The organism is Pseudomonas canadensis, from assembly GCF_030980095.1.
Lineage (GTDB): Bacteria > Pseudomonadota > Gammaproteobacteria > Pseudomonadales > Pseudomonadaceae > Aquipseudomonas > Aquipseudomonas canadensis.
In genome coordinates this window covers 916,773-939,316 of sequence record NZ_CP133298.1, presented here as the reverse complement: position 1 = coordinate 939,316, position 22,544 = coordinate 916,773, and the positions used below count along the sequence as shown (strand labels likewise).

At 59.3% G+C, this 22,544-nt stretch carries 22 protein-coding genes; 4 read left to right on the top strand and 18 right to left on the bottom strand.

Translation table 11 applies throughout. The features are described 5' to 3' along the window. Window positions 1-11: 11 nt before the first annotated feature. The 3 genes from RB216_RS04200 to kdgD all read right to left on the bottom strand — a co-directional run bounded on the left by RB216_RS04200 (window position 12) and on the right by kdgD (window position 3,955). Complete coding sequence (locus RB216_RS04200; RefSeq protein WP_028618838.1) at window positions 12-1,376, bottom strand: MFS transporter; 1,365 nt, start codon at window positions 1,374-1,376, stop codon at window positions 12-14. A 167-nt stretch (window positions 1,377-1,543) separates the two neighbouring features. Next, a complete protein-coding gene (locus RB216_RS04195) occupies window positions 1,544-2,989 on the bottom strand; it encodes an aldehyde dehydrogenase family protein (protein ID WP_049710003.1) in 1,446 nt (481 codons plus the stop codon). Window positions 2,990-3,043: 54 nt separating this feature from the next. Beyond that, window positions 3,044-3,955 carry a 5-dehydro-4-deoxyglucarate dehydratase gene (kdgD, locus tag RB216_RS04190; RefSeq protein WP_016976228.1) on the bottom strand — a complete coding sequence of 304 codons (912 nt, stop codon included), beginning with the start codon at window positions 3,953-3,955 and terminating at the stop codon, window positions 3,044-3,046. Between the two features lie 234 nt (window positions 3,956-4,189). On the opposite strand from kdgD, the gene RB216_RS04185 reads away from it, so the two are divergent. Beyond that, window positions 4,190-5,347 carry a phosphatidylcholine-hydrolyzing phospholipase gene (locus RB216_RS04185; RefSeq protein WP_028618836.1) on the top strand — a complete coding sequence of 386 codons (1,158 nt, stop codon included), beginning with the start codon at window positions 4,190-4,192 and terminating at the stop codon, window positions 5,345-5,347. A gap of 86 nt (window positions 5,348-5,433) precedes the next feature. On the opposite strand, the gene RB216_RS04180 is transcribed toward RB216_RS04185, so the two are convergent. The 8 genes from RB216_RS04180 to rplM form a co-directional block, all read right to left on the bottom strand. Further along, complete coding sequence (locus RB216_RS04180) at window positions 5,434-6,183, bottom strand: FadR/GntR family transcriptional regulator (RefSeq protein WP_016976230.1); 750 nt, start codon at window positions 6,181-6,183, stop codon at window positions 5,434-5,436. A 158-nt stretch (window positions 6,184-6,341) separates the two neighbouring features. Next, complete coding sequence (locus RB216_RS04175; protein ID WP_016976231.1) at window positions 6,342-6,761, bottom strand: ClpXP protease specificity-enhancing factor; 420 nt, start codon at window positions 6,759-6,761, stop codon at window positions 6,342-6,344. A gap of 17 nt (window positions 6,762-6,778) precedes the next feature. Beyond that, window positions 6,779-7,396 carry a glutathione S-transferase N-terminal domain-containing protein gene (locus RB216_RS04170; protein ID WP_016971566.1) on the bottom strand — a complete coding sequence of 206 codons (618 nt, stop codon included), beginning with the start codon at window positions 7,394-7,396 and terminating at the stop codon, window positions 6,779-6,781. Between the two features lie 149 nt (window positions 7,397-7,545). After that, window positions 7,546-8,325 carry a cytochrome c1 gene (locus tag RB216_RS04165; RefSeq protein WP_010213166.1) on the bottom strand — a complete coding sequence of 260 codons (780 nt, stop codon included), beginning with the start codon at window positions 8,323-8,325 and terminating at the stop codon, window positions 7,546-7,548. Continuing rightward, window positions 8,325-9,536: a cytochrome b gene (locus tag RB216_RS04160; protein ID WP_003171746.1), complete on the bottom strand. Its 1,212-nt coding sequence runs from the start codon at window positions 9,534-9,536 to the stop codon at window positions 8,325-8,327. Before RB216_RS04160 ends, RB216_RS04165 begins: the two co-directional genes overlap by 1 nt. After that, window positions 9,536-10,129 (bottom strand): ubiquinol-cytochrome c reductase iron-sulfur subunit, encoded by a 594-nt coding sequence (gene petA, locus RB216_RS04155; RefSeq protein WP_016976232.1) that lies wholly within the window; start codon window positions 10,127-10,129, stop codon window positions 9,536-9,538. Before petA ends, RB216_RS04160 begins: the two co-directional genes overlap by 1 nt. Window positions 10,130-10,395: 266 nt before the next feature. Beyond that, complete coding sequence (rpsI, locus tag RB216_RS04150) at window positions 10,396-10,788, bottom strand: 30S ribosomal protein S9 (protein WP_002555064.1); 393 nt, start codon at window positions 10,786-10,788, stop codon at window positions 10,396-10,398. A 14-nt stretch (window positions 10,789-10,802) separates the two neighbouring features. Beyond that, window positions 10,803-11,231 (bottom strand): 50S ribosomal protein L13, encoded by a 429-nt coding sequence (gene rplM / locus RB216_RS04145; protein ID WP_003188508.1) that lies wholly within the window; start codon window positions 11,229-11,231, stop codon window positions 10,803-10,805. Window positions 11,232-11,479: 248 nt separating this feature from the next. Between rplM and RB216_RS04140 the strand changes: the two genes are divergently transcribed. Continuing rightward, the gene (locus RB216_RS04140) at window positions 11,480-12,520 is read left to right on the top strand and encodes an NADP(H)-dependent aldo-keto reductase (RefSeq protein ID WP_308908353.1); all 1,041 of its coding nucleotides are present in this window, start codon (window positions 11,480-11,482) and stop codon (window positions 12,518-12,520) included. Between the two features lie 123 nt (window positions 12,521-12,643). Here the strand turns inward: RB216_RS04140 and RB216_RS04135 are convergent, their stop codons facing one another. Next, complete coding sequence (locus RB216_RS04135) at window positions 12,644-13,780, bottom strand: acyl-CoA dehydrogenase family protein (protein WP_068932276.1); 1,137 nt, start codon at window positions 13,778-13,780, stop codon at window positions 12,644-12,646. 220 nt (window positions 13,781-14,000) lie between these two features. Here RB216_RS04135 and RB216_RS04130 point away from each other — a divergent pair, with 220 nt between their 5' ends. Next, window positions 14,001-14,921: a GlxA family transcriptional regulator gene (locus RB216_RS04130; protein WP_174890977.1), complete on the top strand. Its 921-nt coding sequence runs from the start codon at window positions 14,001-14,003 to the stop codon at window positions 14,919-14,921. A gap of 68 nt (window positions 14,922-14,989) precedes the next feature. Here RB216_RS04130 and zapE read toward each other — a convergent pair whose 3' ends face one another. From zapE to RB216_RS04115, 3 genes are all read right to left on the bottom strand, one after another. After that, window positions 14,990-16,084 carry a cell division protein ZapE gene (gene zapE / locus RB216_RS04125; protein WP_016976236.1) on the bottom strand — a complete coding sequence of 365 codons (1,095 nt, stop codon included), beginning with the start codon at window positions 16,082-16,084 and terminating at the stop codon, window positions 14,990-14,992. A 79-nt stretch (window positions 16,085-16,163) separates the two neighbouring features. Further along, window positions 16,164-17,519: a tryptophan--tRNA ligase gene (locus tag RB216_RS04120; RefSeq protein ID WP_308908352.1), complete on the bottom strand. Its 1,356-nt coding sequence runs from the start codon at window positions 17,517-17,519 to the stop codon at window positions 16,164-16,166. A 24-nt stretch (window positions 17,520-17,543) separates the two neighbouring features. Further along, the gene (locus RB216_RS04115) at window positions 17,544-18,173 is read right to left on the bottom strand and encodes an alpha/beta hydrolase (protein ID WP_122554843.1); all 630 of its coding nucleotides are present in this window, start codon (window positions 18,171-18,173) and stop codon (window positions 17,544-17,546) included. 147 nt (window positions 18,174-18,320) lie between these two features. On the opposite strand from RB216_RS04115, the gene RB216_RS04110 reads away from it, so the two are divergent. After that, a complete protein-coding gene (locus RB216_RS04110) occupies window positions 18,321-18,758 on the top strand; it encodes a Z-ring associated ZapG family protein (RefSeq protein ID WP_003171734.1) in 438 nt (145 codons plus the stop codon). A 104-nt stretch (window positions 18,759-18,862) separates the two neighbouring features. On the opposite strand, the gene RB216_RS04105 is transcribed toward RB216_RS04110, so the two are convergent. The 3 genes from RB216_RS04105 to RB216_RS04095 all read right to left on the bottom strand — a co-directional run bounded on the left by RB216_RS04105 (window position 18,863) and on the right by RB216_RS04095 (window position 22,513). Further along, entirely contained in the window at window positions 18,863-20,587 is a 1,725-nt protein-coding gene (locus RB216_RS04105) for an ABC transporter ATP-binding protein/permease (RefSeq protein WP_028618830.1), read from the bottom strand. Window positions 20,588-20,697: 110 nt separating this feature from the next. Then, window positions 20,698-21,258 (bottom strand): response regulator transcription factor, encoded by a 561-nt coding sequence (locus tag RB216_RS04100; RefSeq protein WP_003171731.1) that lies wholly within the window; start codon window positions 21,256-21,258, stop codon window positions 20,698-20,700. Continuing rightward, on the bottom strand, window positions 21,251-22,513 hold the full coding sequence (locus RB216_RS04095) for an ATP-binding protein (RefSeq protein WP_016976240.1): 1,263 nt from the start codon (window positions 22,511-22,513) through the stop codon (window positions 21,251-21,253). The genes RB216_RS04100 and RB216_RS04095 overlap by 8 nt, the downstream gene beginning before the upstream one ends. Window positions 22,514-22,544 lie beyond the last annotated feature (31 nt).

The following is a 22,544-nucleotide window of genomic DNA, read 5'->3' as shown; positions in this document are numbered from 1 at the left end:
CACACGGCCCCTCAGGAATGCGCTTCGGTTAGGTTGGTCAACTCAGGCCCCTTGGCAGGCGGCTCTTTGAGGACTACACGTTTGATCGGCCCAACGATGACCAGGTAGCTGAACACCGCCACCAGCGCATTGGCGCCGACGAACACCAGGGCCCATTTGAACGAGCCGGTGGTGCTGATGATGTAGCCGATCACAATAGGGGTAGTGATCGACGCGAGGTTACCGAAGGTGTTGAACAAGCCGCCACTGAGGCCGGCGATTTGTTTCGGCGAGGTGTCGGAGACTACCGCCCAGCCCAGTGCGCCAACGCCTTTACCGAAGAAGGCCAAGGCCATGAAGCCCACCACCATCCACTCGATATCCACGTAGTTGCAGGCCACGATACTGCTGGAAATCAGCAGGCCCCCAATGATCGGCGCCTTGCGGGCGAAGGTCAGGGAATGCCCCTTGCGCAGCAGATAATCCGAAATCACCCCGCCGAGCACGCCGCCGATAAACCCGCAGATCGCCGGCAAGGAAGCGATGAAACCGGCCTTGAGGATGGTCATGCCACGGTCCTGCACCAGGTACACCGGGAACCATGTGAGGAAAAAGTAGGTGATACCGTTGATGCAATACTGGCCCAGGTACACGCCGAGCATCATGCGGTTGGTCAGCAACTGGCGGATGTAATCCCACTTCGGACCGTCGGTTTTCTTACCCTTGCCTTTATCCTGATCCATATCGACCATCGCGCCATTGGCGGCGATGTGATTGAACTCGGCTTCGTTGATCATCGGGTGCTGGCGCGGGCTGTGGATAACTTTCAGCCAGATCAGCGAGAAAATGATGCCGATCACACCCATCACGATAAACACGTGCTGCCAGCCGAAGCTGTAGACAATCCAGCCCATCAGCGGCGCAAACAGCACCGTGGCGAAGTACTGCGCCGAGTTGAAGATCGCTGAAGCCGTACCGCGCTCAGCCGTAGGAAACCACGCCGCGACAATCCGGGCATTTCCGGGAAACGAAGGCGCTTCGGCCAGACCGACCATAAAGCGCAGCATAAACAGCGCCACCACGGCGGTGGAGACACCAAACTCACCGACATAGCCTTGCAGCACGGTGAACAGTGACCAGGTGAAGATGCTCAGCGCATAGACTTTCTTGGAGCCGAACCGGTCCAGCAGCCAGCCACCGGGAATTTGCCCGGCCACGTAGGCCCAACCGAATGCAGAGAAGATGTAACCGAGGGTGACCGCGTCGATGCCGAGGTCTTTTTGCAGGCTGGAGCCTGCGATGGCGATGGTGGCCCGGTCGGCGTAATTGATCGTGGTCACCAGGAACAGCATGAGCAGGATCAAATAGCGGACATGGGTCGGCTTGGTCGCTTGCATGAAGAAGTACTCCCACTAATTATTTTTTTTGCGGGTAATTTTTGTCTGTTGCTCGGCGCCTCTGTAGGAGCTGGCTTGCCAGCGATGGCATCACTGCGGTGGTTCAGAAACACCGTGTTGATTCCATCGCCAGCAAGCCGGCTCCTACAGGAGTTAGGTGCGCCGTATTACGAACCGATGTAGCTGGTCTTCACCACGGTGTAGAACTCTTGCGCATAGCGACCTTGCTCGCGCGACCCATAGGATGAGCCCTTACGGCCACCGAACGGAACGTGATAGTCCACACCGGCAGTCGGCAAGTTGACCATCACCATCCCGGCCTGGGAGTGGCGCTTGAAGTGGTTGGCGTACTTGAGCGACGTGGTGGCAATGCCCGCCGACAACCCGAACTCGGTGTCGTTGGCCATGGCAAGCGCCGCTTCGTAGTCCGCCACACGCACAACGTTGGCCACCGGCCCGAAGATCTCTTCACGGCTGATGCGCATGGCCGCTTCGCTGTCGGCAAACAGCGTCGGCGCCAGGTAGTAGCCTTCGGTGTCACAGGTGACCAGGCCGCCACCGCTGACCAACCGCGCACCTTCGCTCTGGCCGATGTCGATGTACTTGAGGTCTTGATCCAACTGCGCCTGGGAAACCACTGGGCCGATGTCGGTGCCGCTTTTCAGCGCGTGGCCGACCTTGATCGACTTCATGCGTTCGGCCATGGCCGCGACGAACTGGTCGTGGATACCGGCGGTGACGATCAAGCGGCTGGAGGCCGTGCAACGCTGGCCGGTGGAGTAGAACGCGCTCTGTACCGACAGCTCGACAGCCTGCTTGAGGTCGGCGTCATCGAGGATGATCTGCGGGTTCTTGCCGCCCATTTCCAACTGCACTTTGGCCTGGCGCGACACACAGCTGACGGCGATCTGACGACCGACACCGACAGAACCGGTGAAGCTGATGCCATCAACTTTTGGGCTGTTGACCAGCACGTCGCCAACCACGCGACCGCTGCCCATTACCAGGTTGAACACGCCGGCTGGGAAGCCCGCACGGGAAATGATTTCCGCCAGTGCCCAAGCGCAGCCCGGCACCAGTTCAGCCGGCTTGATCACGACGCAGTTGCCGTAGGCCAGGGCCGGGGCGATTTTCCAGGCGGGGATGGCGATCGGGAAGTTCCACGGCGTGATCAGGCCGACCACCCCCAGGGCTTCACGGGTGACTTCGACGTTGACTCCCGGACGAACCGACGGCACGTAGTCGCCGGACAGGCGCAGGCACTCACCGGCAAAGAACTTGAAGATGTTACCGGCGCGGGTTACTTCGCCGATGGCTTCGGGCAGGGTCTTGCCCTCTTCACGGGCCAGCAGGGTGCCGAGTTCTTCGCGGCGCGCGAGGATTTCGCTGCCGACTTTATCCAGCGCGTCATGGCGCGCCTGGATCCCGGACGTGGACCAGGCCGGGAATGCTGCGCGGGCTGCGTCGATAGCGGCGTTGACTTGGGCAACATCCGCCTTGGCGTATTCGCCAATGACATCGGACAACTCCGACGGGTTGAGGTTGACGCAGTAGTCGGCACCGGCCACCCACTGGCCATTAATGTAGTTGTCAAAACGTTGGGCTTGGGACACGAATCTTCTCCTGACGCAAAAGGCCGCTGATTTCTCAGCGGCCTTGTAAATGGGTTATTGCGCGCCTTGCTTGTCGATCAGCGCGGCCAGGGCTTCATATTCTTCCGGCAGCAGGTCGGTCAGCGGCGTACGCACCGGGCCTGCGTCGTAGCCGGCGATTTTTGCACCGGCCTTGACGATGCTCACGGCATACCCGGCCTTGCGGTTACGGATGTCCAGGTACGGCAGGAAGAAGTCGTCGATGATCTTGGAAACGGTGGCGTGATCGTCCTTGGCAATCGCGTGGTAGAAGTCCATCGCAGTTTTAGGGATGAAGTTGAACACCGCCGAGGAGTACACCGGTACGCCCAGGGCCTTGTAGGCAGCGGCGTAAACCTCTGCAGTCGGCAGGCCGCCGAGGTAACTGAAACGATCACCGAGGCGGCGACGGATCGACACCATCAACTCGATATCACCCAGGCCATCCTTGTAGCCGATCAGGTTCGGGCAGCGCTCGGCCAGGCGTTCCAGCAGCGGCGCGGTCAAGCGGCAGACGTTACGGTTGTAGACCACCACACCAATCTTGACCGATTTGCACACGGCTTCAACGTGGGCGGCAACCCCGTCCTGGCTGGCTTCGGTAAGGTAGTGCGGCAGCAGCAGCAGGCCTTTGGCGCCGAGACGTTCGGCTTCCTGGGCGTACTCGATGGCTTGGCGGGTCGAACCACCGACACCGGCCAGGATCGGCACGCTGGTGGCGCAGGTATCAACGGCGGTTTTCACCACCTGGGAATACTCACTGGCAGCGAGGGAGAAAAACTCACCAGTACCGCCGGCCGCGAACAAGGCGGTGGCGCCGTAAGGGGCCAGCCATTCCAGACGCTTGATGTAACCCGCCTGGTGAAAGTCACCCTGGGCGTTGAAATCGGTCACCGGGAAAGACAGCAGACCGTGGGAAAGGATGGACTTCAGTTCTTGTGGATTCATTATTCGAACACCCTGGGCGAAGACTTTCTATTGAAAGGTTGTTGTTGGTTTTGGTGATGTCGTACGTCATCGTACAACTATAAAAAGATTCGTCAACTGCAATTCATCAGACTTCATTGTGGCCGCTTTGAATGCGCACCTTCTTGACGTAGGAAATTTTTCCTCTATTCTCGATTTAACTGTATATGCATACAGTCATTACGGAAGATTCCTACGACATAGCAAGGAGCTAACATGTCAGGTCTTGAACTCGCAGCACCCGAAAAGAACCCACCTATCTTGCGCTTCGAAGGCGGTGAACACACTGCCATCGGCGATGAAACCCTGTTGCGCTTCGTCAAGGATGCCCCGGCGATTCCCGCACACCAAGTCGAGCTGCACCTGCCCAATGGGCTGGCGCTGACCTATGGCCAAGTAATCGCCCTAGGCGGTGATTTCTATGGCATCCCCGGTCAACCGATCAGCGATGGCGCCTCCCCCGCCGAGCGTGTGCAACGCTTTACCGCGGCCTTCAATACGCTCGCCGTACTGCCCGCCTCGCGGGAAGAAGCGCACAAGATCCTCGCGGTGATGCAAAAGGAGATCAATGCGGTCAAGCAGGCGATCAAGGATGGCAAACAAGCTCATGAAGCCTACGACGCCTTGGGTGATACGTTGTCCGAGGAATGGAATCGCATCACCGGCGGTGGCAGCGCAGTTTCGGCGCTGATTCCGTTGGGACGTTACCTGAAACTGGCAGCGGACAATGCCGACCACTTTGGCGAATGGGCGCTGTCGGCCTATCTGGCGGGGCATACGGCGGCGCTGCAACAAGCCGTCGTGGCTCACCAGACCGGCACCGACCAAGCGCTGGAACTGGCGTACGCCATGAACAGTTTTGCTGATCACTTTTTGACCGATCTGTTCTCGGCCGGCCATCTGCGTGTACCGCGTAAACAACTGGCAGCTGTGGTGACGCCAGGTGAGCTGGGCTCGCTGATCAGCCGCTTCATGCATGACGAAGACAGCAAGTTCGGGCTCAAGGTGCGTAACGCCATGGGCGATCAATGGCACGCGTATGGAGACAAACGCTACTTCGACGCCATCGATGCGGACAACCGCGTGCAAGTCAAACGCGCTGTGCAAGCTTCGGCGGATGAGATTTTCGACACCTTTATCAGTGGTGTCGCGCCCTCCCCGGCCAATTTCAAGGCGCCGTTGTATGTGCCGGATTTGAATGCTGCGCAGAACCCGGCGAACAACTTCTCGCCGTTGTTCAAAATGGAGGGCGACAAGGTGCTGCGTCGCAAGGACGTGAATGACCTGAACGACAAGCACTGGACGAATGATTGGTGGGGGTGGAGCACTTACCTGCTGCTCAAGGACTACAAGCCAAACCAACCCGCCAACTGACGCAGTAGGAGCCCGGCTTGCCGGCGATGACGATCTTTTGGACGCTATCGCCGGAAAGCCGGGCTCCTACAGGGTCGGTGCAGCCTTCAACCGCGCTGCGCTTCTGCCTCTTCATGGGCATGGCGCAGCCGCTCGCGGCTATTGGTCAAATGCAACCTCATGGCCGCCCGCGCCGCATCCGAATCCTGACGCGCAATCGCTTCATAAATCTCTTCATGCTCACGACTCAAGCGCCCCATATAGTGCTGCTGGTCATCATGGGCCAGGCGCGCCGAATTCAGGCGGGTGCGTGGAATGATGCTGGTGCCCAGGTGGGTCATGATGTCAGTGAAGTAGCGGTTGCCGGTGGACAGGGCAATTTCCAGGTGGAATGCAAAGTCGGAGGCCACCGCGTCACCGGCGTGAGCTGCGCTTTCATTCAGGGCATCGAGCGCCGCACGCATGGCGGCCAGTTGCTCGTCGCTGCGGCGCAACGCGGCCAGACCTGCGGACTCAACTTCCAGGCTGATCCGCAACTCCAGAATCGCCAGCACATCACGCAGGGTCACCACGGTGGCCGGGTCGATACGGAAACCGCTCGGGCTTGGCGTGTCCAGCACAAAGGTGCCGATGCCATGGCGGGTTTCCACCTGCCCCGCCGCCTGCAAGCGCGAGATCGCTTCTCGCACTACGGTTCGGCTCACCCCGTGGGCGTCCATGATCGCCGACTCGGTGGGCAACTTGTCGCCTCGCTTGAGCTGGCCGTCGCGGATCTGCTCGGACAACACCGTGACCAATTCCTGGGCAAGGCTGCGGCGCTTGCGGGGAAGACGAGGGGCGGTGTTGGCGTTTTCCATGATGGATCATCTTTCTCGGTGAGCTTGAGCACGCATCATAGCCCATGGTGGTTGTACGATCACCGTCCAGGCGCGACTTTCATCCCTATCCTTCGCGCAAAAAAATACCCCGACACACGTCGAGGTATTTTTTCAGCTCGCCCCAGAGGGGAAGCTCATTACTTCACCACTTTAAGACTCGGCCGACCGCTAGGGCGCGGTGGCTCGGAATCCGGTGGCGGCTGGTCATCGCCGTCTTCGTTTTCGATCGATTCGTCACCCTCGAAAGGCGACTCCAGATCGAACACCATGCCTTGGCCGTTCTCCCGGGCATAGATGCCGAGGATGGCGCCAATCGGCACGAACAGCGTATGCGGCACGCCGCCAAAACGCCCTTCGAAGCTCACGGCTTCGTTGTCCATGTGCAGGTGGCGCACGGCACTCGGCGATACGTTCAACACAATTTGCCCATCACTGGCAAAACCCTCCGGTACCTGAACCGCAGGAAACTCGGAATTGACCAGCATGTGCGGGGTGCAATCGTTGTCCACAATCCACTCATAGAGCGCGCGGACCAAGTAGGGTCGACTGGAGTTCATCAGCGGCTCCTTAAGCCTTAGCGCATATCGCGTTCGACACCAGACAGACTTGCCTGGAAAGCCTCACGCGCAAACTGGCGCTCCATGTAATCAAGCAGCGGCTTGGCAGGCCGCGGCAGTTCAATACCGAGAATCGGCAAGCGCCAGAGTATCGGTAATAGGCAGCAATCCACCAAACTTTGTTCCTCACTGAGGAAAAAAGGCTTATCGGCGAACAATGGCGAAACGCCGGTCAGGCTCTCGCGCAATTCCTTACGCGCCTGCACCCGAACCGCTTCTTTTGTACGCGAATCCAGAATCACATCCACCAGCCCGCACCAGTCACGCTGGATCCGATGGATCAGCAGGCGGCTGTTGGCACGCGCCACCGGGTACACCGGCAGCAAAGGCGGATGCGGGTAACGCTCATCCAGGTATTCCATCACCACGGTTGACTCCCACAACGCCAAGTCACGATCGACCAGGGTGGGCAAGCTGCCGTAAGGGTTCACTTCGATCAGTTTTGGCGGCTGACGGCCCGCCTCCACACTGATGATCTCGGCGCTGACACCCTTCTCTGCGAGCACGATGCGTACTCGGTGGGAATAGTGGTCGGCGGGGTCGGAGTAACAGGCCAACCGATTGGTCACGCCCATGGCGGTCCTCCTCGCTTGTTGAAATTATCGAAAGCTCAAAAACGAGCGCGCCCAGAGAGCATCTCTGTAACAACCGGTTCAACCAGGTCGCTACGTATTCAGAGATGCCGCTGGGCGCGCAAGATTAACAGCAATTGCTTACGGTTGGATCAATGCACATCCTTCCAGTATTCGCGTTTGAGCAGATAGGCGAATACGAAGAAGAAGGCCAGGTACAGCAACACATAGGTGCCGATGCGCTGATGCTCCAGTTTGACCGGGTTGGCCGAGTAGGCCAGGAAGGTCACAAGGTTCTTGACCTTCTCGTCGAACTGCTCGTCTGTCAACGAACCTGGGGTTTCTATCTTCAGTTGATCGCACGCTTCATGAGTCAAAGGCGTGCCGGTCAACGGATCGTATTGCTTCTTGCCGTCTTCAACGACCTGGATCTGCTTGCATCCTACCACTTGCTTGCCTTGCAGGCCGACCAGAACGTTAGGCATGCCGACGTTCGGGAACACACGGTTGTTCACGCCATACGGACGTGCCGGGTCTTCGTAGAAGGATTTCAGGTAGCCATAGAGCCAGTCGGTGCCGCGTACACGAGCCACCAGGGTCAAGTCAGGCGGTGCTGCGCCGAACCAGGTCTTGGCGTCCGCAGGCTTCATGCCGATGGTCATGTGGTCGCCGATCTTGGCGCCGGTGAACACCAGCTTCTCGAGCATCATTTCATGGGGGATGCCGAGGTCATCGGCAACCCGCTCGTAACGCTGGAACTTGGCGCTGTGACAGCCCATGCAGTAGTTGGCGAACGTGCGTGCGCCGTCTTGCATGGCAGCCTTGTCCGATACGTCGATATCGACTTTTTCCAGTTCCGGTCCGCCGTGCTCGGCAGCGAAGGACAGTAGCGGCAAGGCCGCAAGCATCAATGCAACGAATAACTTTTTCATCAGCCAGTCACCCTTTCCGGAACCGGTTTGGTCTTCTCGAGCCGGGTGTAGAACGGCATCAGAATGAAGTAGGCGAAGTACAGGAAGGTGCAGACCTGCGACAGCAACGTACGCTCAGGGGTCGGCGCCAGTACGCCCAGCACACCCAGGATCACGAACGCAATGCAGAACACCCACAGCCAGATCTTGCTCAGCCAGCCCTTGTAGCGCATGGACTTGACCGGGCTTCGGTCGAGCCAAGGCAGCACGAACAGCACCGCGATGGCCGCGCCCATGGCGATCACGCCCATGAGCTTGTCCGGGATCGCCCGCAAGATCGCGTAGAACGGCGTGAAGTACCAGACTGGGGCAATGTGCTCAGGTGTCTTGAAGGCGTTGGCCTGTTCGAAGTTAGGCTTCTCCAGGAAATACCCGCCCATCTCCGGGAAAAAGAACACGATCGAGCAGAACACGAAGAGGAACACCACCACGCCGACAATGTCTTTCACGGTGTAGTAAGGGTGGAACGGAATGCCATCCAGCGGGATGCCGTTTTCGTCCTTGTGCTTCTTGATGTCCACGCCATCCGGGTTGTTGGAACCCACTTCGTGCAGCGCCAGGATGTGCAGTACCACCAGGCCCAGGATCACGATCGGCAAGGCCACCACGTGCAGGGCGAAGAAGCGGTTCAGGGTGATGCCCGAGATCAGGTAGTCACCACGGATCCACTGCGTCAGGTCGTTGCCGATCACCGGAATCGCACCGAACAGCGAGATGATCACCTGGGCGCCCCAGTACGACATCTGGCCCCACGGCAGCAGGTAACCCATGAAGGCTTCGGCCATCAGCGCCAGGTAGATCAGCATGCCGAACACCCACACCAGCTCACGAGGCTTCTGGTAGGAGCCGTAGAGCAGGCCCCGGAACATGTGCAGGTAGACGACGATAAAGAACGCCGAGGCGCCGGTAGAGTGCAACAGGCGCAGGATCGAGCCGTACTCGACGTCCCGCATGATGTACTCGACGGAGGCAAACGCCTCTTCCGCCGACGGGGTGTAGCTCATCGTCAACCAAACGCCGGTGACGATCTGGTTGACCAGCACCAGCAGCGCCAGGGAGCCGAAGAAGTAGAAGAAGTTGAAGTTTTTCGGCGCGTAATATTTGCTGAGATGGTCTTCCCACATTTTAGTGGCGGGGAAGCGCGCATCCACCCAATCCATGAACTTGCTCATCACGCGTTCTCCTTATCGAGGCCAATGACAATGAGGTCGTCAGTTTCGTAGGTGTGCGGAGGAACCGGCAGGTTCAGGGGAGCGGGCTGGGACTTGTAAACGCGACCAGCAAGGTCGTAGTGCGAGCCGTGGCACGGACAGAAATAACCGCCGACCCAATCCTTGCCCAGATCGACAGGGGCCACTTCCGGGCGGAACGTAGGCGAGCACCCCAGGTGAGTACAGAGACCGACCAGCAGCAGGATCTCCGGCTTGATCGAACGCACTTCGTTCTTGGCGTAGGCGGGTTGGTCGGACTTCTCGGATTTGGGGTCAGACAACTGGCCTTCAATCTTTTTGAGATTCCCCAGGATTTCCTCAGTACGACGAACAATGAAGACCGGCTGGCCGCGCCATTCAGCAATCATCTGCTGCCCTGGCTCGATCTTGCTGATATTCACCTTCACCGGTGCACCTGCGGCTTTCGCCTTGGCACTGGGAAACCATGACCCCACGAACGGGACCGCAGCCCCCACCGCTCCTGCAGCACCCACCACGGATGTGGCTGCTACCAAGAAGCGACGCCGGCCTGCATTCACGCCGTCATTGCTCATTCAGTCCTCTCCCATCAGCTTTTTGGCCTGTTAAATCAGGCGTCTACTAAGTGTTGAATCTTTACTTATAAAAATTTTGCCGAATGGTAATGAAAAGCCCCACGTCTGACAAGGGAATTGCCGGGAGCTTAGCCTCCAGGCCTTGTAGTATAGGGGGTCTACGGATGTGGCAAGTTGTCACGGCGATTTTTATGCATAAATCGCAGGCAATAAAAAACGCCCAGCTCCGTGAGGAGGCTGGGCGTTTTTGTGGAACGTAAAGCGAATTAACGCTTCGAGTACTGCGGACGCTTACGCGCTTTACGCAGACCGACTTTCTTACGTTCAACTTCACGGGCATCGCGAGTCACGAAGCCAGCTTTGCGCAGAGCGCCACGCAGGGTTTCGTCGTACTGCATCAGAGCGCGAGTGATACCGTGGCGGATTGCGCCAGCTTGACCACTTACACCGCCACCGATAACGGTGACGTAGATGTCGAACTTTTCAACGGTCTCGGTCAGTTCCAGCGGCTGACGAACTACCATGCGGGCAGTTTCGCGGCCGAAGAAGTTGTCCAGGGAGCGGTTGTTGATCGAGATGTTACCAGTACCCGGACGCAGGAAAACGCGAGCGGTTGCGGTTTTGCGACGGCCAGTGCCGTAATTTTGAGTCGCCGACATAATGAACTATTCCGTTAAAACTTCAGTTCTTGGGGCTGCTGAGCAGCATGAGGGTGTACAGCGCCCGCATAGACTTTCAGCTTGCGAAACATATCGCGACCCAGTGGGCCCTTAGGCAGCATGCCTTTGACCGCGATTTCGATCGGGGCTTCAGGCTTCTTGGCAATCAGGCCTTCGAAGTTGGAAGACTTGATACCGCCTGGGAAACCGGAGTGACGGTAGTACATTTTGTCGCTTGCTTTGTTGCCGGTTACACGAACCTGCTCAGCGTTGATGATGACAATGTAGTCACCGGTATCAACGTGAGGGGTGTACTCAGGCTTGTGCTTGCCACGCAGACGGCTGGCGACTTCAGTGGCCAGACGACCCAGGGTCTGACCAGCGGCGTCGACGACAAACCAGTCGCGCTGAACTGTTTCCGGTTTTGCAGTAAAAGTTGTCATTCTTTAATAGCCTCAGGGGCCGCCCTGTAAATTAGACGGCGGATCTTACTGAATAGTGCGTACTTTGACAAGTCAAAGGCAGCCGGATACAGACGCTATCGGGGGCTCGGGTCGGCGCGTCCGTTCAACGGCAAGATTCTTCGGCAGGCGGCGCATCACTTCCACTGCAGAAAGAGGTGGGCAATTATGCAGATTGCGAAAAAAAATTCAACCTGCTTTTATGATTGTTTTCCCTGAAGGAGTACCCGATGGATTATCGACAGCTGGGCCGTACGGATCTGAACGTGAGCGCGATAGCCTTGGGCACCATGACCTGGGGCGAGCAGAACAGCGAGGCAGAGGCCTTCGCGCAGATCGAGCGGGCCAAGGGTGCGGGGATCAACTTCCTCGACACGGCCGAAATGTACCCGGTGCCGCCCAAGGCCGACACCTATGCCACCACCGAGCGCTACATCGGCAATTACTTCAAAAGCCGTGGCGACCGTGCCGACTGGATCCTGGCCAGCAAGATCGCCGGCCCCGGCAACACCATCGACTACATCCGCGATGGCCACCTGCGCCACAACCGCAAGCACATCGTCGACGCCCTGGATGCCAGCCTCAAACGTCTGCAGACCGACTGGATCGACCTCTACCAACTGCACTGGCCGGAACGCAGCACCAACTTCTTCGGCCAACTGAGCTACAAGCACAAGGACGAAGACGACCTCACCCCGCTGGAAAAAACCCTCGAAGCGCTGGACGAACAAGTGAAGGCCGGCAAGATCCGCCACATCGGCCTGTCCAACGAAACGCCGTGGGGCACCATGAAATTCCTGGCCCTGGCTGAAGCCCGTGGCTGGACCCGCGCAGTGTCGATCCAGAACCCCTACAACCTGCTCAACCGCAGCTTTGAAGTGGGCCTGGCGGAAGTCGCGATCCGTGAACAGTGCGGTTTGCTGGCGTATTCGCCACTGGCGTTCGGCATGCTCAGCGGCAAGTATGAAAACGGTGCGCGTCCGGCCAAGGCACGGCTGACCGAATACAGCCGCTTCAGCCGTTACTTCAACCCGCAGTCGGAAGCGGCATGCAGCCGTTATGTGGCGTTGGCACGGGAGCACGGCCTGGACCCGGCGCAGATGGCATTGGCGTTTGTGACGCAGCAGCCGTTTGTGACCAGCAATATCATTGGTGCGACGTCGCTGGAGCAACTGGATAGCAACATTGCCAGTGCCGAGCTGAAATTGTCGAAAGAGGTGCTGGACGGGATTGAGGCGATTCAAAAGGATCATCCGAACCCAGCGCCTTGATTGATCTTCAAGCCGCTTTCGCGGGCTAGCCCGCTCCCACGGTTGACCGAGTTCCAGCATGAGAATGCGGTCAACTGTGGGAGCGGGCTTGCTCGCGAAAGCGGCCATCAGCAGCACCGCAGATTACAGCGCCCTAGCAATAATTTCCTTCATGATCTCGTTGGTCCCCGCATAAATGCGCTGCACCCGTGCATCCGCCCACGCCCGTGCAATCGGGTATTCCCACATAAAGCCGTAGCCGCCGTGCAACTGCACGCACTCATCGAGCACCTTGCATTGCAGGTCCGTGGCCCAGTACTTGGCCATCGCCGCCGTGGGCACATCCAGCTTGCCTTCCAGATGCAGCGCCATGCATTTGTCGACGAATACGCGGCCGATCTGAATCTCGGTGGCCATCTCCGCCAGCTTGAACCGGGTGTTTTGGAAGTCCGCGATCGCCTTGCCGAACGCCTTGCGCTCGCGGGTGTAGGTCAGGGTCCACTCCAGCGCCGCCTCGGCTGACGACAAGGCACCAATCGCAACCGTCAGCCGCTCCTGCGGCAACTCCTGCATCAGGTAAGCGAAGCCCATGCCCGCCTGGCCCAGCAGGTTTTCCTTGGGCACCCGCACATCCTGGAAGAACAGCTCCGAGGTGTCTTGGGCCTTCATGCCCACCTTTTCCAAGCGCTTGCCCTTGTCGAAGCCCGGCGTGTCGGCCTCCACGAGGAACAGGCTGGTGCCTTTGGCGCCCGCCTTGGGATCGGTCTTGGCCACCACGATCACCAGCTCGGCCAGATAGCCGTTCGTGATGAAGGTTTTGGAGCCATTGATCACGTAGTCATCGCCGTCCAGCACTGCCGTGGTTTTCACCCCTTGCAGGTCGGAACCAGCGCCCGGCTCGGTCATGGCAATGGCCGTGACCATTTCACCGGAGATCAGCTTGGGCAGGTATTTGTGTTTCAACGCCTCACTGCCGTAATGCAGGATATATGGCGCAACAATATCCGAATGCAGGGAAAAACCGATGCCGGTCAGCCCCAGCCGGCTGATCTCCTCGATCACCACCGCGCTGTACAAAAAGTCCGCGCCCAGCCCGCCATATTCTTCTGGCAGGTGGGAACACAGCATCCCCGCCTCCCCCGCCTTGCTCCATAAGCTGCGGTCGATGTAGCCCTGTTTCTCCCACTGCCCATGGAACGGCGCGGCGTCTTTTTCGAGGAAGGTGCGCACGCTCTCGCGGAAGAGTTCGTGTTCCGGACTGAACAAGGTTCTGGGAATCATGGGTCACCTGCGTGGATTGTCGGACAAGGACGAGCCCACAGAGACTATGCCCCGAAGGCAGCACGGGACACTGGACACATGCGACAAAAAATAAGACGATCCAGCCGTCTGGTGACCACTTTCCCCTATAAGAATAAATGAAATTATGTCTAACCAAATCTCCACGCCGTTGCGGCGCGTCAGCATTTTGGCCATTGATCGGGTATTCGCTTCAACCCTCATGCAAGCCAAGGATTTCTTCCACCTCGCCAGCCTGCGTTACGGCAAGCAACAAGGATTGGGCTTGACTCCCGCGTTCGAATCGCGCCTGGTCAGCCCCGACGGGCAATCGGTACGCAGCTTCAGTGATGTAATCATGCCGGTGGACGGCGGCCTGGAAGACGCCGACATCATCGTGCTACCGGCCTTCTGGGATGACTTCGACGCCTTGTGCACTCGCTACCCACAAGTGCTGCCTTGGTTGCGTGAGCAACACGCACGCGGCGCCGTATTGTGCGGCGAAGCCACCGGGGTGTTCTGGCTGGCCGAAGCCGGCCTGCTCGACGGCAAGGAAGCGACCACCTACTGGCGCTTCTTCAACGCCTTCAGCGAACGCTTCCCCAAGGTCCAACTCAACCAGGACAAGCACCTCACCGACGCCGACAACCTGTATTGCGCCGGCGGCACCACCTCGGCGTGCGACCTCTATATCTACCTGATCGAACGTTTCTGCGGCGCCAACATCGCCCAGGCCGTGGCCCGCGATATCCTCTATGAAGTGCAGCGTAGCTATTCACCGGGACGCATCGGGTTTGGCGGGCAGAAGCTGCACCAGGATGTGATCATCCTGCAGATCCAGCACTGGCTCGAAGAACACTTCGCCGACAAATTCCGCTTCGAAGACGTGGCCCGGGAACACGGCATGAGCATCCGCAACTTCATGCGCCGCTTCCAGACCGCTACCGGTGACAAGCCGCTACATTACCTGCAACGGCTGCGCATCGAGACGGCAAAGGGCCTGCTCTCGGGCAGCCGCAAGAGCATCAAGACCATCAGTTATGAGGTGGGTTACGACGATGCGAGTTTCTTTGCGCGGTTGTTCCGGCAGCACACGGAGTTGTCACCGAACCAGTATCGCCAGCAGTTTCAGCAGGCCGCATAGATAAGGTTGAACGCGTTAAAAAATGTGGGACCGGGCTTGCTCGCTCCCACATTTGATCTACATCGTTCTTACGGCTTGTGCCCACGCGACAGGAATTCGTGGGACTGCATTTCCAGCAACCGGCTCAACGTGCGCTGGAACTCGAAGTTCAGGCGCCCGCCGGTGTACAGGTCCTTCAACTCGACTTCCGCCGAAATGATCAGCTTCACGTTACGGTCGTAGAATTCGTCGACCATGTTGATGAAACGGCGCGCGATGTCGTCGGTGGTGACGCTCATCTGCTCCACACCGCTCAAGATCACCGCGTGAAAGATCTTGCCCAGCTCGATGTAGTCGTTCTGGCTACGCGGGCCGTCGCACAGTTGGCGGAATTCGAACCAGGCCACGTCATCGCAAGTACGCAACGCGATGATTTCGCGATTCTCGATCATCAGCTTGTCGTTTTCCACCGCCTGGGTACATTCCGGCGTGAGGGCGCGGAAGCTCTTTTTCAGGCTTTCGTGGGCCGCTTCGTTCAGCGGGAAGTGGAACAGCTCCGCTTGCTCCAGATGGCGCAGGCGGTAGTCGACGCCACTGTCGACGTTGACGATTTCGGTGTTCTGCTTGATCAGCGCGATGGCCGGCAGGAAGCGCGCGCGTTGCAGGCCGTCCTTGTACAAGCCGTCGGGCACGATGTTCGAGGTGGCGACCAGGGTCACGCCGTTCTTGAACAGCTCTTCCATCAGGGTGCCGAGGATCATGGCGTCGGTGATGTCGGAGACGAAGAATTCATCGAAGCAGATCACCCGCGCCTCTTCGGAGAAACGCTTGGCGATGATGGTCAGCGGGTTTTTCTCGCCCGGCAGGGTCTTCATCTCTTCGTGCACGCGCTTCATGAAGCGGTGAAAGTGCGTCCGCACCTTTTCCTTGAACGGCAGCGCTTCGAAGAAGGTGTCGACCAAATAAGTCTTGCCGCGCCCTACACCGCCCCAGAAGTACAGGCCTTTGACCGGGGTGTGGTCTTTCTTGCCAAACAGCTTGCTGAACATCCCTGGCTTGCTTTGCGAGGCCGCGAGCAGGTCGTCGTACAGGCGCTGCAAATGACGCACCGCATTTTCCTGGGCCGCGTCATGGAAGAATTCAGGGCGTTTCAGATCAGCTTGATATCGTTCTAGGGGCGTCATAATTTCGTTAGCAAGGCAACAAAAACGGGCCGTCACTGTAACGACGGCCCCGGATAATGGCAATCAACCCTTGGTCGGGTTAATCCTCGAGGGGGGTCAACGCAACGCGCAAGGCTTCGATGGCCGCGTCGCGGGAAGCGGCGTCAACGAACTCGGCGCTGTCGGCTACCACGGCACCGTCCAGCCAAACGCTGAAGCCCAAGGCTTCGGTGCGTACGTCCAGGGCGTCGCCGTTTTGCAGTTGCTTGGTTACCGCACCCGCCGCCTTGCCGTCGGCAAAATTGCGCGACAACAACAGTTGCTCACCATCGGCCGCCAGCAGGCGGAAGCGGAAGCTGCCGTCGTCCTCGCGGAAGCTCACGAAGCGCGCGGCTTTTGCGGCTTTCTTCTTGGTCGCGACTGGCGCTGCGGCTTGATTGACGAACGAACGCAGGCCCACCGCCTCACGCAGTTCAGCCAGGAACGGCGCGGCCACCGCACGCGCTTTCTTGGCGCCGATCAGCAGCAGGTCTTCCATGTCGGATGGGCGCGACATCAATTGATGGTAGCGCTCGCGGGCTTCGCCCAGTTGGCCATCCAACAGTTGGAACAGACGGTTTTTCGCCTCGCCCCAGCCCAGCCCTTGCAGCAGCTCGGCGCGGAACTCTTCTTCCTGGGCCGTGCTGGCAAACGCCTGGTACAGGGTGAACAGGTGCGAATTGTCCGGGTCCTTGGCTTCGCCCGGCGCGCGGGAGTCGGTGACGATGCGCGAAATCGCGTCCTTCATGTCCTTGGCGCTGGTGAACAACGGGATGGTGTTGTCGTAGCTTTTCGACATCTTGCGGCCATCCAGGCCCGGCAAGGTAGCGACGCTTTCTTCGATCAACGCCTCGGGCATGGTGAAGAATTCTTTACCGTTGCCGAACAGGTGGTTGAAGCGTTGGCCGATGTCGCGGGCCATTTCCACGTGCTGGATTTGGTCGCGACCGACCGGCACCTTGTGTGCGTTGAACATCAGGATGTCCGCCGCCATCAGCACCGGGTAGCTGTACAGGCCCATGCTGATGCCCGCATCCGGGTCTTCGCCGGCTTCCACGTTCTTGTCCACCGAGGCCTTGTACGCATGGGCGCGGTTGAGCAGGCCCTTGGCGGCAACGCAGGTGAGCAGCCAGGTCAGCTCGGGGATCTCCGGGATGTCGGACTGGCGGTAGAAGGTCACCCGGTTCACATCCAGGCCACCGGCGAGCCAGGTCGCGGCGATCTCCATGCGCGAGCGCTGGATGCGCTGCGGGTCATCGCACTTGATCAGGGCGTGGTAGTCGGCCAGGAAGTAGAAGGAGTCGGCATTGGCGTCCTGGCTGGCGAGGATCGCCGGGCGGATCGCACCGGCGTAGTTGCCCAGGTGCGGCGTGCCGGTGGTGGTGATGCCGGTGAGGATACGGGTACGAGTCGTCATGGGTAATCGCTTATCAGACTGCTATCAATTCGAAAGTCGCGGCAGCACCAGATCCTTCAGATCGGTGAGCTTGCCGTGAAAAAAGTGTCCGCATTCTGCCACTTTCAGCAGCTCATGGGGGCGTTTCAGGGCTGCAGACCAGTCGTAGACGGTCTGTGGGTCGACCACTTCGTCGGTTTCCGGTTGGATCAGGGTCAGTGGGCAACCCAGTGGCAGCGCATCGGTATCGCGCAGACGCATCACCGCTGCGGCAACCATGAACAAATGTGACAGTTTTTCACCCTTGGCTTCCAAGCGACCGCCGAGACTGGCAGCGACGTAACCACCGAAGGAAAAGCCGAGCAAGGTGATCGGCAAGTCCGGGTGTTTTTCCCGCAGCCAGGTGGCGGCCGCTTCGGCGTCATCCACTTCACCGGTGCTCATGTCGTGGGTGCCGGCACTCGCGCCAACACCACGGTAATTGAAACGCAAGGTAATCAAACCGGCATCGCGGGCGGTGCGTTGCAGGGTCGATACCACTTTATTGAGCATGGTCCCACCCTGCACCGGGTTCGGGTGGCAGATCAGCGCCAGGCCACGTGGCTCGGGGTGATCCAGGTACAGGGCTTCCAATTGGCCTACCGGGCCATCGATCAAAACGGGGGTTTCACGCATGAGCAAGGAATGAACTCCGTGACCTCACAAAGGGTCGACTCGTCTAGCTAAAAGTCTGTGCTTGGCATCATTGCGAGCTTAATCGCGGTATACAGCGCAGGTTTGAGCCGTTAACGTAAAGCAAAGCCGTTTATAGAGGAAGGACTCGTGGAACACTCGCTCTTAGTTTGGTTGTTGCCGACTCTTGCCCTGGTTGCCGGTGTCGCCATTGGTTTCCTGGTTGCTCGCTTGCTGCCGAATGCCGCGCCTAACCGCACGCAGCGTCAGTTGGACGACATTCAGGAACGTTTTGACAGTTATCAGAACGAGGTTGTTACCCACTTCAACAGCACCGCGACCCTGGTCAAGAAGCTCACCCAGAGCTACCAGGAAGTACAGGATCACCTCGCCGATGGCGCCAACCGCCTGGCCCTCGACGACATCACCCGCCAGCGCCTGCTGGCCGCGTTGCATTCCGATGCACCGCAAACCCCACGGGAACGCCTGACCCCACCCCGGGAAAACCAGGAGCCACCACGGGACTACGCGCCAAAGACGCCGAACGCCCCCGGCATGCTGGATGAGCATTACGGTTTGAAGAAGTAACTCACTCTTCAAACACTAAAAAGCCCGGCTGATCGATGATCAGCCGGGCTTTTTGTTGGGTCACGATCCCTCATACACCACAGCCGGCTCCTACAGGGACCACGTCAGGCCAGCGGCTGTTCTTGCAACATCCCACCCTCGATCCGCACATGCCGCCCATGGAAGCGCTTGAGGCTGCTGCGATGGCCGACGCTGACGATGCTCAGCCCCGGCAACTGATCGATCAGCGCCTGATACAGCGTCGCTTCATCCTCTTCATCCATGGCCGACGTGGCTTCGTCCATGTACAGCCATTGCGGCGCGAACAGCAACGCGCGGGCAAAGGCCAGGCGTTGCTGTTCGCCCGGCGAGAGCATGCGTTGCCAGTGATTGGCCTCCTCCAGCCGGCCCACCAGATGCGGCAGGCGGCAGGTTTCCAGGACCTGTGCATAACGTTCGGCCGGGTAAACGCTGTCGGCCTGTGGATAACTCAATACCGCCTTTAGCGTGCCAATCGGCAGGTAAGGTTTTTGCGGCAGGAACAGATAACGTTCGGCCGGCAGGCGGATATTGCCGTGGCCGTTGGGCCACAGGTTGCCCATGGCGCGTAGCAAGGTCGACTTACCACTGCCGGAACGCCCACTGAGCATCAGACGCTCGCCTTCCGCCACCGTCAGGTCGGCGCCTTGCAACAAATGCCGACCGTCCGCCAGGTCCAGGCTCAGGTCCTTGACCTGCAAATCGTCGCCCTGATGCTGCAAACCAATGCCCATGGTGCGGCTTTCGTTGTCCTGCATAGCCTGGCCGAAACTCAGCAGACGATCACACGTAGCGCGCCAACTGGCCAACAGCGTATAGGCGTCGACAAACCAGCTCAGGCTGCCCTGCACACTGCCAAACGCCTGGGCCACCTGCATGAGCACGCCCAATTCGATCTTGCCGGAAAAGTAACGTGGCGCCGCGACCACAAAGGGAAAGATGATCGCAATCTGGGAGTAACCGCTAGTAAAAAAATTCAGGCGCTTCTTGAGCTGCATGATGTTCCAGAAGTTGCTCCACACCCGTCCGAACCGTGCGCTCAATTGCTGATGTTCGTTGGGCTCGCCATTGAACAGCGCGATGCTTTCCGCATTCTCCCGCACACGCACCAGGCTGAAACGCAAGTCAGCCTCAAAGCGTTGTTGGCGATTGCTCAAGCCGATCAGTTTTCGACCGATCAAGTGGGTCAACCAACTGCCAATCACCGCGTAGATCAGCGCCGCCCAGAACATGTAGCCGGGAATGGTAATGCCCCAGATTTCGATGCTGCCAGACACGCCCCACAGGATCACCGAGAACGACACCAGGCTCACCAGGTTGGCGATAAAGCCCAAGCCCAAAGTGAGGGTGCTACTGGTAAAGGCATTGAGGTCTTCGGAGATACGCTGGTCGGGGTTGTCGGTGTAGCCGCCGTATTCCAGGTGGTAGTAATTCTTGTGGCCCAGCCACTGGGCGAAATAGGTTTCCGTCAGCCAGCGGCGCCAGCGGATGGTGAGCATCTGTTGCAGGTAGGAGGTGAACACGCCGGTCACGATCGACACCACCGCAATCACGCTGAAGTACATCAGCAGATGGGTAAAGGCGTCGTAGTCCTTGTTCTCCAGCGCGTTGTAGAAATCACGGTTCCAGCTGTTGAACCACACCGACACGGCGACACTGAACAGCGACAACCCCAGCACTACCAACAGCAGCAGCCAGGCCTTAGCCTTTTCTTCGCTGCGCCAGTAAGGCGTGATCAACCCCCACACCCGCCGTAAAAATTGCCCACGCACCGCGTCGTTGACCGCGGAATACTCAGCGTTCTGATTCATCGTTCAGGCTCTGTAAGAAAATGTGACAGGCGTTCGAACCGATCATAGTTGATCGGTTCGAGGCTCCGTGCGGCCTGAAGCAGATTGTTCAGCTGTTGTTCAGATCAGCCTCAGCGGCGTACCGGGCGCTTCTGCAACTTGCGCTGCAAGGTACGGCGGTGCATGCCCAGGGCGCGGGCAGTGGCGGAGATGTTGCCTTCGTGCTCAGTCAGCACGCGCTGGATGTGTTCCCACTGCAGTCGGTCCACCGACATTGGGTTTTCCGGCACCAGGGTGTCCAGGTCGGCGTGCTCGGAGAGCAAGGCGGCCAGTACGTCATCGGCATCCGCCGGCTTACACAGGTAGTTACAGGCGCCGCGCTTGATCGCCTCGACGGCGGTGGCGATGCTGGAGTAACCGGTGAGGATCACCACGCGCATTTCCGGGTCGAGTTCCAGCAGCTTGGGCAGCAGCACCAGGCCGGAGTCGCCGTCCATCTTCAGGTCGAGCGCGGCGTAGTCCGGCAGGTCGGCCTGGGCGATGGTCAGGCCTTCCTCGGCCGACCCTGCGGTGCTGACGCGGAAACCGCGACGGCTCATGGCGCGCGCCATCACGCGGGTAAAGGTGGCGTCGTCATCTACCAGCAACAGGTGCGGCAGTTCTTCGCCTTCGACTTGGATCTCGTCACTCATCGATATCTCCTCGTGCGACACGGGGCAGGCGCAGCTCGGTGAGCGTGCCACCTTCCTCATGACTATAGAGCTTCACTGAGCCGCCCGCGCGGGTCACGCTGGCCTTGCTCAAAAACAGGCCGAGGCCGAAGCCTTTGCCTTTGGTGGTAAAGAAGGGTTTGCCGATCTGCTCGGCAATGGCCAACGGTACGCCCGCGCCGTGGTCTCGAATACTGATGGTCACGTCTTCGGCGTCCCAATCCAACTGTACGCCCAGGCCTTCAGGGCAGGCGTCGGCGGCGTTGTTCAGCAGGTTGAGCAGGGCTTGGGTCAGGTCCGGTGGCGGCGCCATGCGCGGTACGCTGCCCTGGCCCAGCAAGTGGAAGCGGTAGCTGGCTTCGGGGCGCATCAGGTGCCAGCGGTTCAGGGCTTCGTCGAGCCACTGGGTCACGTCCTGCATTTCCACCGCCAGGCGGCGATTGGCTTCGGCGGCGCGCACCAGTTGCTGCAAGGTCTGCTTGCACTGCTTGACCTGTTCACGCAGCACACCGAGGTCTTCTTGCAGTGCCGGGTCGTGGTGGTCCTGGGTCATTTCGTTGAGCAGCACGCTCATGGTGGCTAAGGGTGTGCCCAACTCATGGGCGGCGCCGGCGGCTTGGGTGGCGACGGCCAACAGTTGCTGGTCGCGCAGGCCTTCTTCACGGCGAATGGCCCGCAGTTCTTCCTGGCGGCGCAGTTCTTCGGCCATGCGGGCGGCGAAGAAGGTGATTACCGCAGCGGACAGCGCAAAACTCAGCCACATCCCGTAAATCTGCAGGTTTTCCCGAGCGATCGGGAAGGTTTGCAGCGGGTAGAACCGCGCCAGCAGCAGGGTGTAGAGGGTCAAGGCGATACCCGACAGCACCACCGAGTAGCGCCACGGCAACGTCACGGCAGCGATGGTCAGTGGCACCAGGTAATACGAAACAAACGGATTGGTAGAACCACCGGAGAAATACAGCAACACACTATGGATAAACAGGTCGCAGGCCAATTGCAGGGCGTATTCCAGCTCGGTGACTGGCCAGGTGGTACGCAATCGGATCGCGGTAAACACACAAAGCACGGTGGAGAAACCGAGGGTCACGCCCAGTTGCAGCCACGGCAGCGGCAGCAGGTCGAACCAATAGGCGAGCCCGACGGAGCCAGCCTGTGCGGCCAGGACCAGGGTACGGATGAACGTCAGGCGCCAGAGGTTCTGGCGAGTGGCGGAAGTCAGTTTTACGGCGGCGAGCATGTGCTCTCCCGGTGAGCGCTGCAGGCGGATC

Coding starts and splice junctions, on each gene's coding strand:
- RB216_RS04200 (WP_028618838.1), bottom strand. CDS start 1,376: ATGCAAGCGACCAAGCCGACCCATGTCCGCTATTTGATCCTGCTCATG.
- kdgD (WP_016976228.1), bottom strand. CDS start 3,955: ATGAATCCACAAGAACTGAAGTCCATCCTTTCCCACGGTCTGCTGTCT.
- RB216_RS04185 (WP_028618836.1), top strand. CDS start 4,190: ATGTCAGGTCTTGAACTCGCAGCACCCGAAAAGAACCCACCTATCTTG.
- RB216_RS04180 (WP_016976230.1), bottom strand. CDS start 6,183: ATGGAAAACGCCAACACCGCCCCTCGTCTTCCCCGCAAGCGCCGCAGC.
- RB216_RS04175 (WP_016976231.1), bottom strand. CDS start 6,761: ATGAACTCCAGTCGACCCTACTTGGTCCGCGCGCTCTATGAGTGGATT.
- RB216_RS04170 (WP_016971566.1), bottom strand. CDS start 7,396: ATGGGCGTGACCAATCGGTTGGCCTGTTACTCCGACCCCGCCGACCAC.
- RB216_RS04165 (WP_010213166.1), bottom strand. CDS start 8,325: ATGAAAAAGTTATTCGTTGCATTGATGCTTGCGGCCTTGCCGCTACTG.
- RB216_RS04160 (WP_003171746.1), bottom strand. CDS start 9,536: ATGAGCAAGTTCATGGATTGGGTGGATGCGCGCTTCCCCGCCACTAAA.
- petA (WP_016976232.1), bottom strand. CDS start 10,129: ATGAGCAATGACGGCGTGAATGCAGGCCGGCGTCGCTTCTTGGTAGCA.
- rpsI (WP_002555064.1), bottom strand. CDS start 10,788: ATGTCGGCGACTCAAAATTACGGCACTGGCCGTCGCAAAACCGCAACC.
- rplM (WP_003188508.1), bottom strand. CDS start 11,231: ATGACAACTTTTACTGCAAAACCGGAAACAGTTCAGCGCGACTGGTTT.
- RB216_RS04140 (WP_308908353.1), top strand. CDS start 11,480: ATGGATTATCGACAGCTGGGCCGTACGGATCTGAACGTGAGCGCGATA.
- RB216_RS04135 (WP_068932276.1), bottom strand. CDS start 13,780: ATGATTCCCAGAACCTTGTTCAGTCCGGAACACGAACTCTTCCGCGAG.
- RB216_RS04130 (WP_174890977.1), top strand. CDS start 14,001: ATGCAAGCCAAGGATTTCTTCCACCTCGCCAGCCTGCGTTACGGCAAG.
- zapE (WP_016976236.1), bottom strand. CDS start 16,084: ATGACGCCCCTAGAACGATATCAAGCTGATCTGAAACGCCCTGAATTC.
- RB216_RS04120 (WP_308908352.1), bottom strand. CDS start 17,519: ATGACGACTCGTACCCGTATCCTCACCGGCATCACCACCACCGGCACG.
- RB216_RS04115 (WP_122554843.1), bottom strand. CDS start 18,173: ATGCGTGAAACCCCCGTTTTGATCGATGGCCCGGTAGGCCAATTGGAA.
- RB216_RS04105 (WP_028618830.1), bottom strand. CDS start 20,587: ATGAATCAGAACGCTGAGTATTCCGCGGTCAACGACGCGGTGCGTGGG.
- RB216_RS04100 (WP_003171731.1), bottom strand. CDS start 21,258: ATGAGTGACGAGATCCAAGTCGAAGGCGAAGAACTGCCGCACCTGTTG.
- RB216_RS04095 (WP_016976240.1), bottom strand. CDS start 22,513: ATGCTCGCCGCCGTAAAACTGACTTCCGCCACTCGCCAGAACCTCTGG.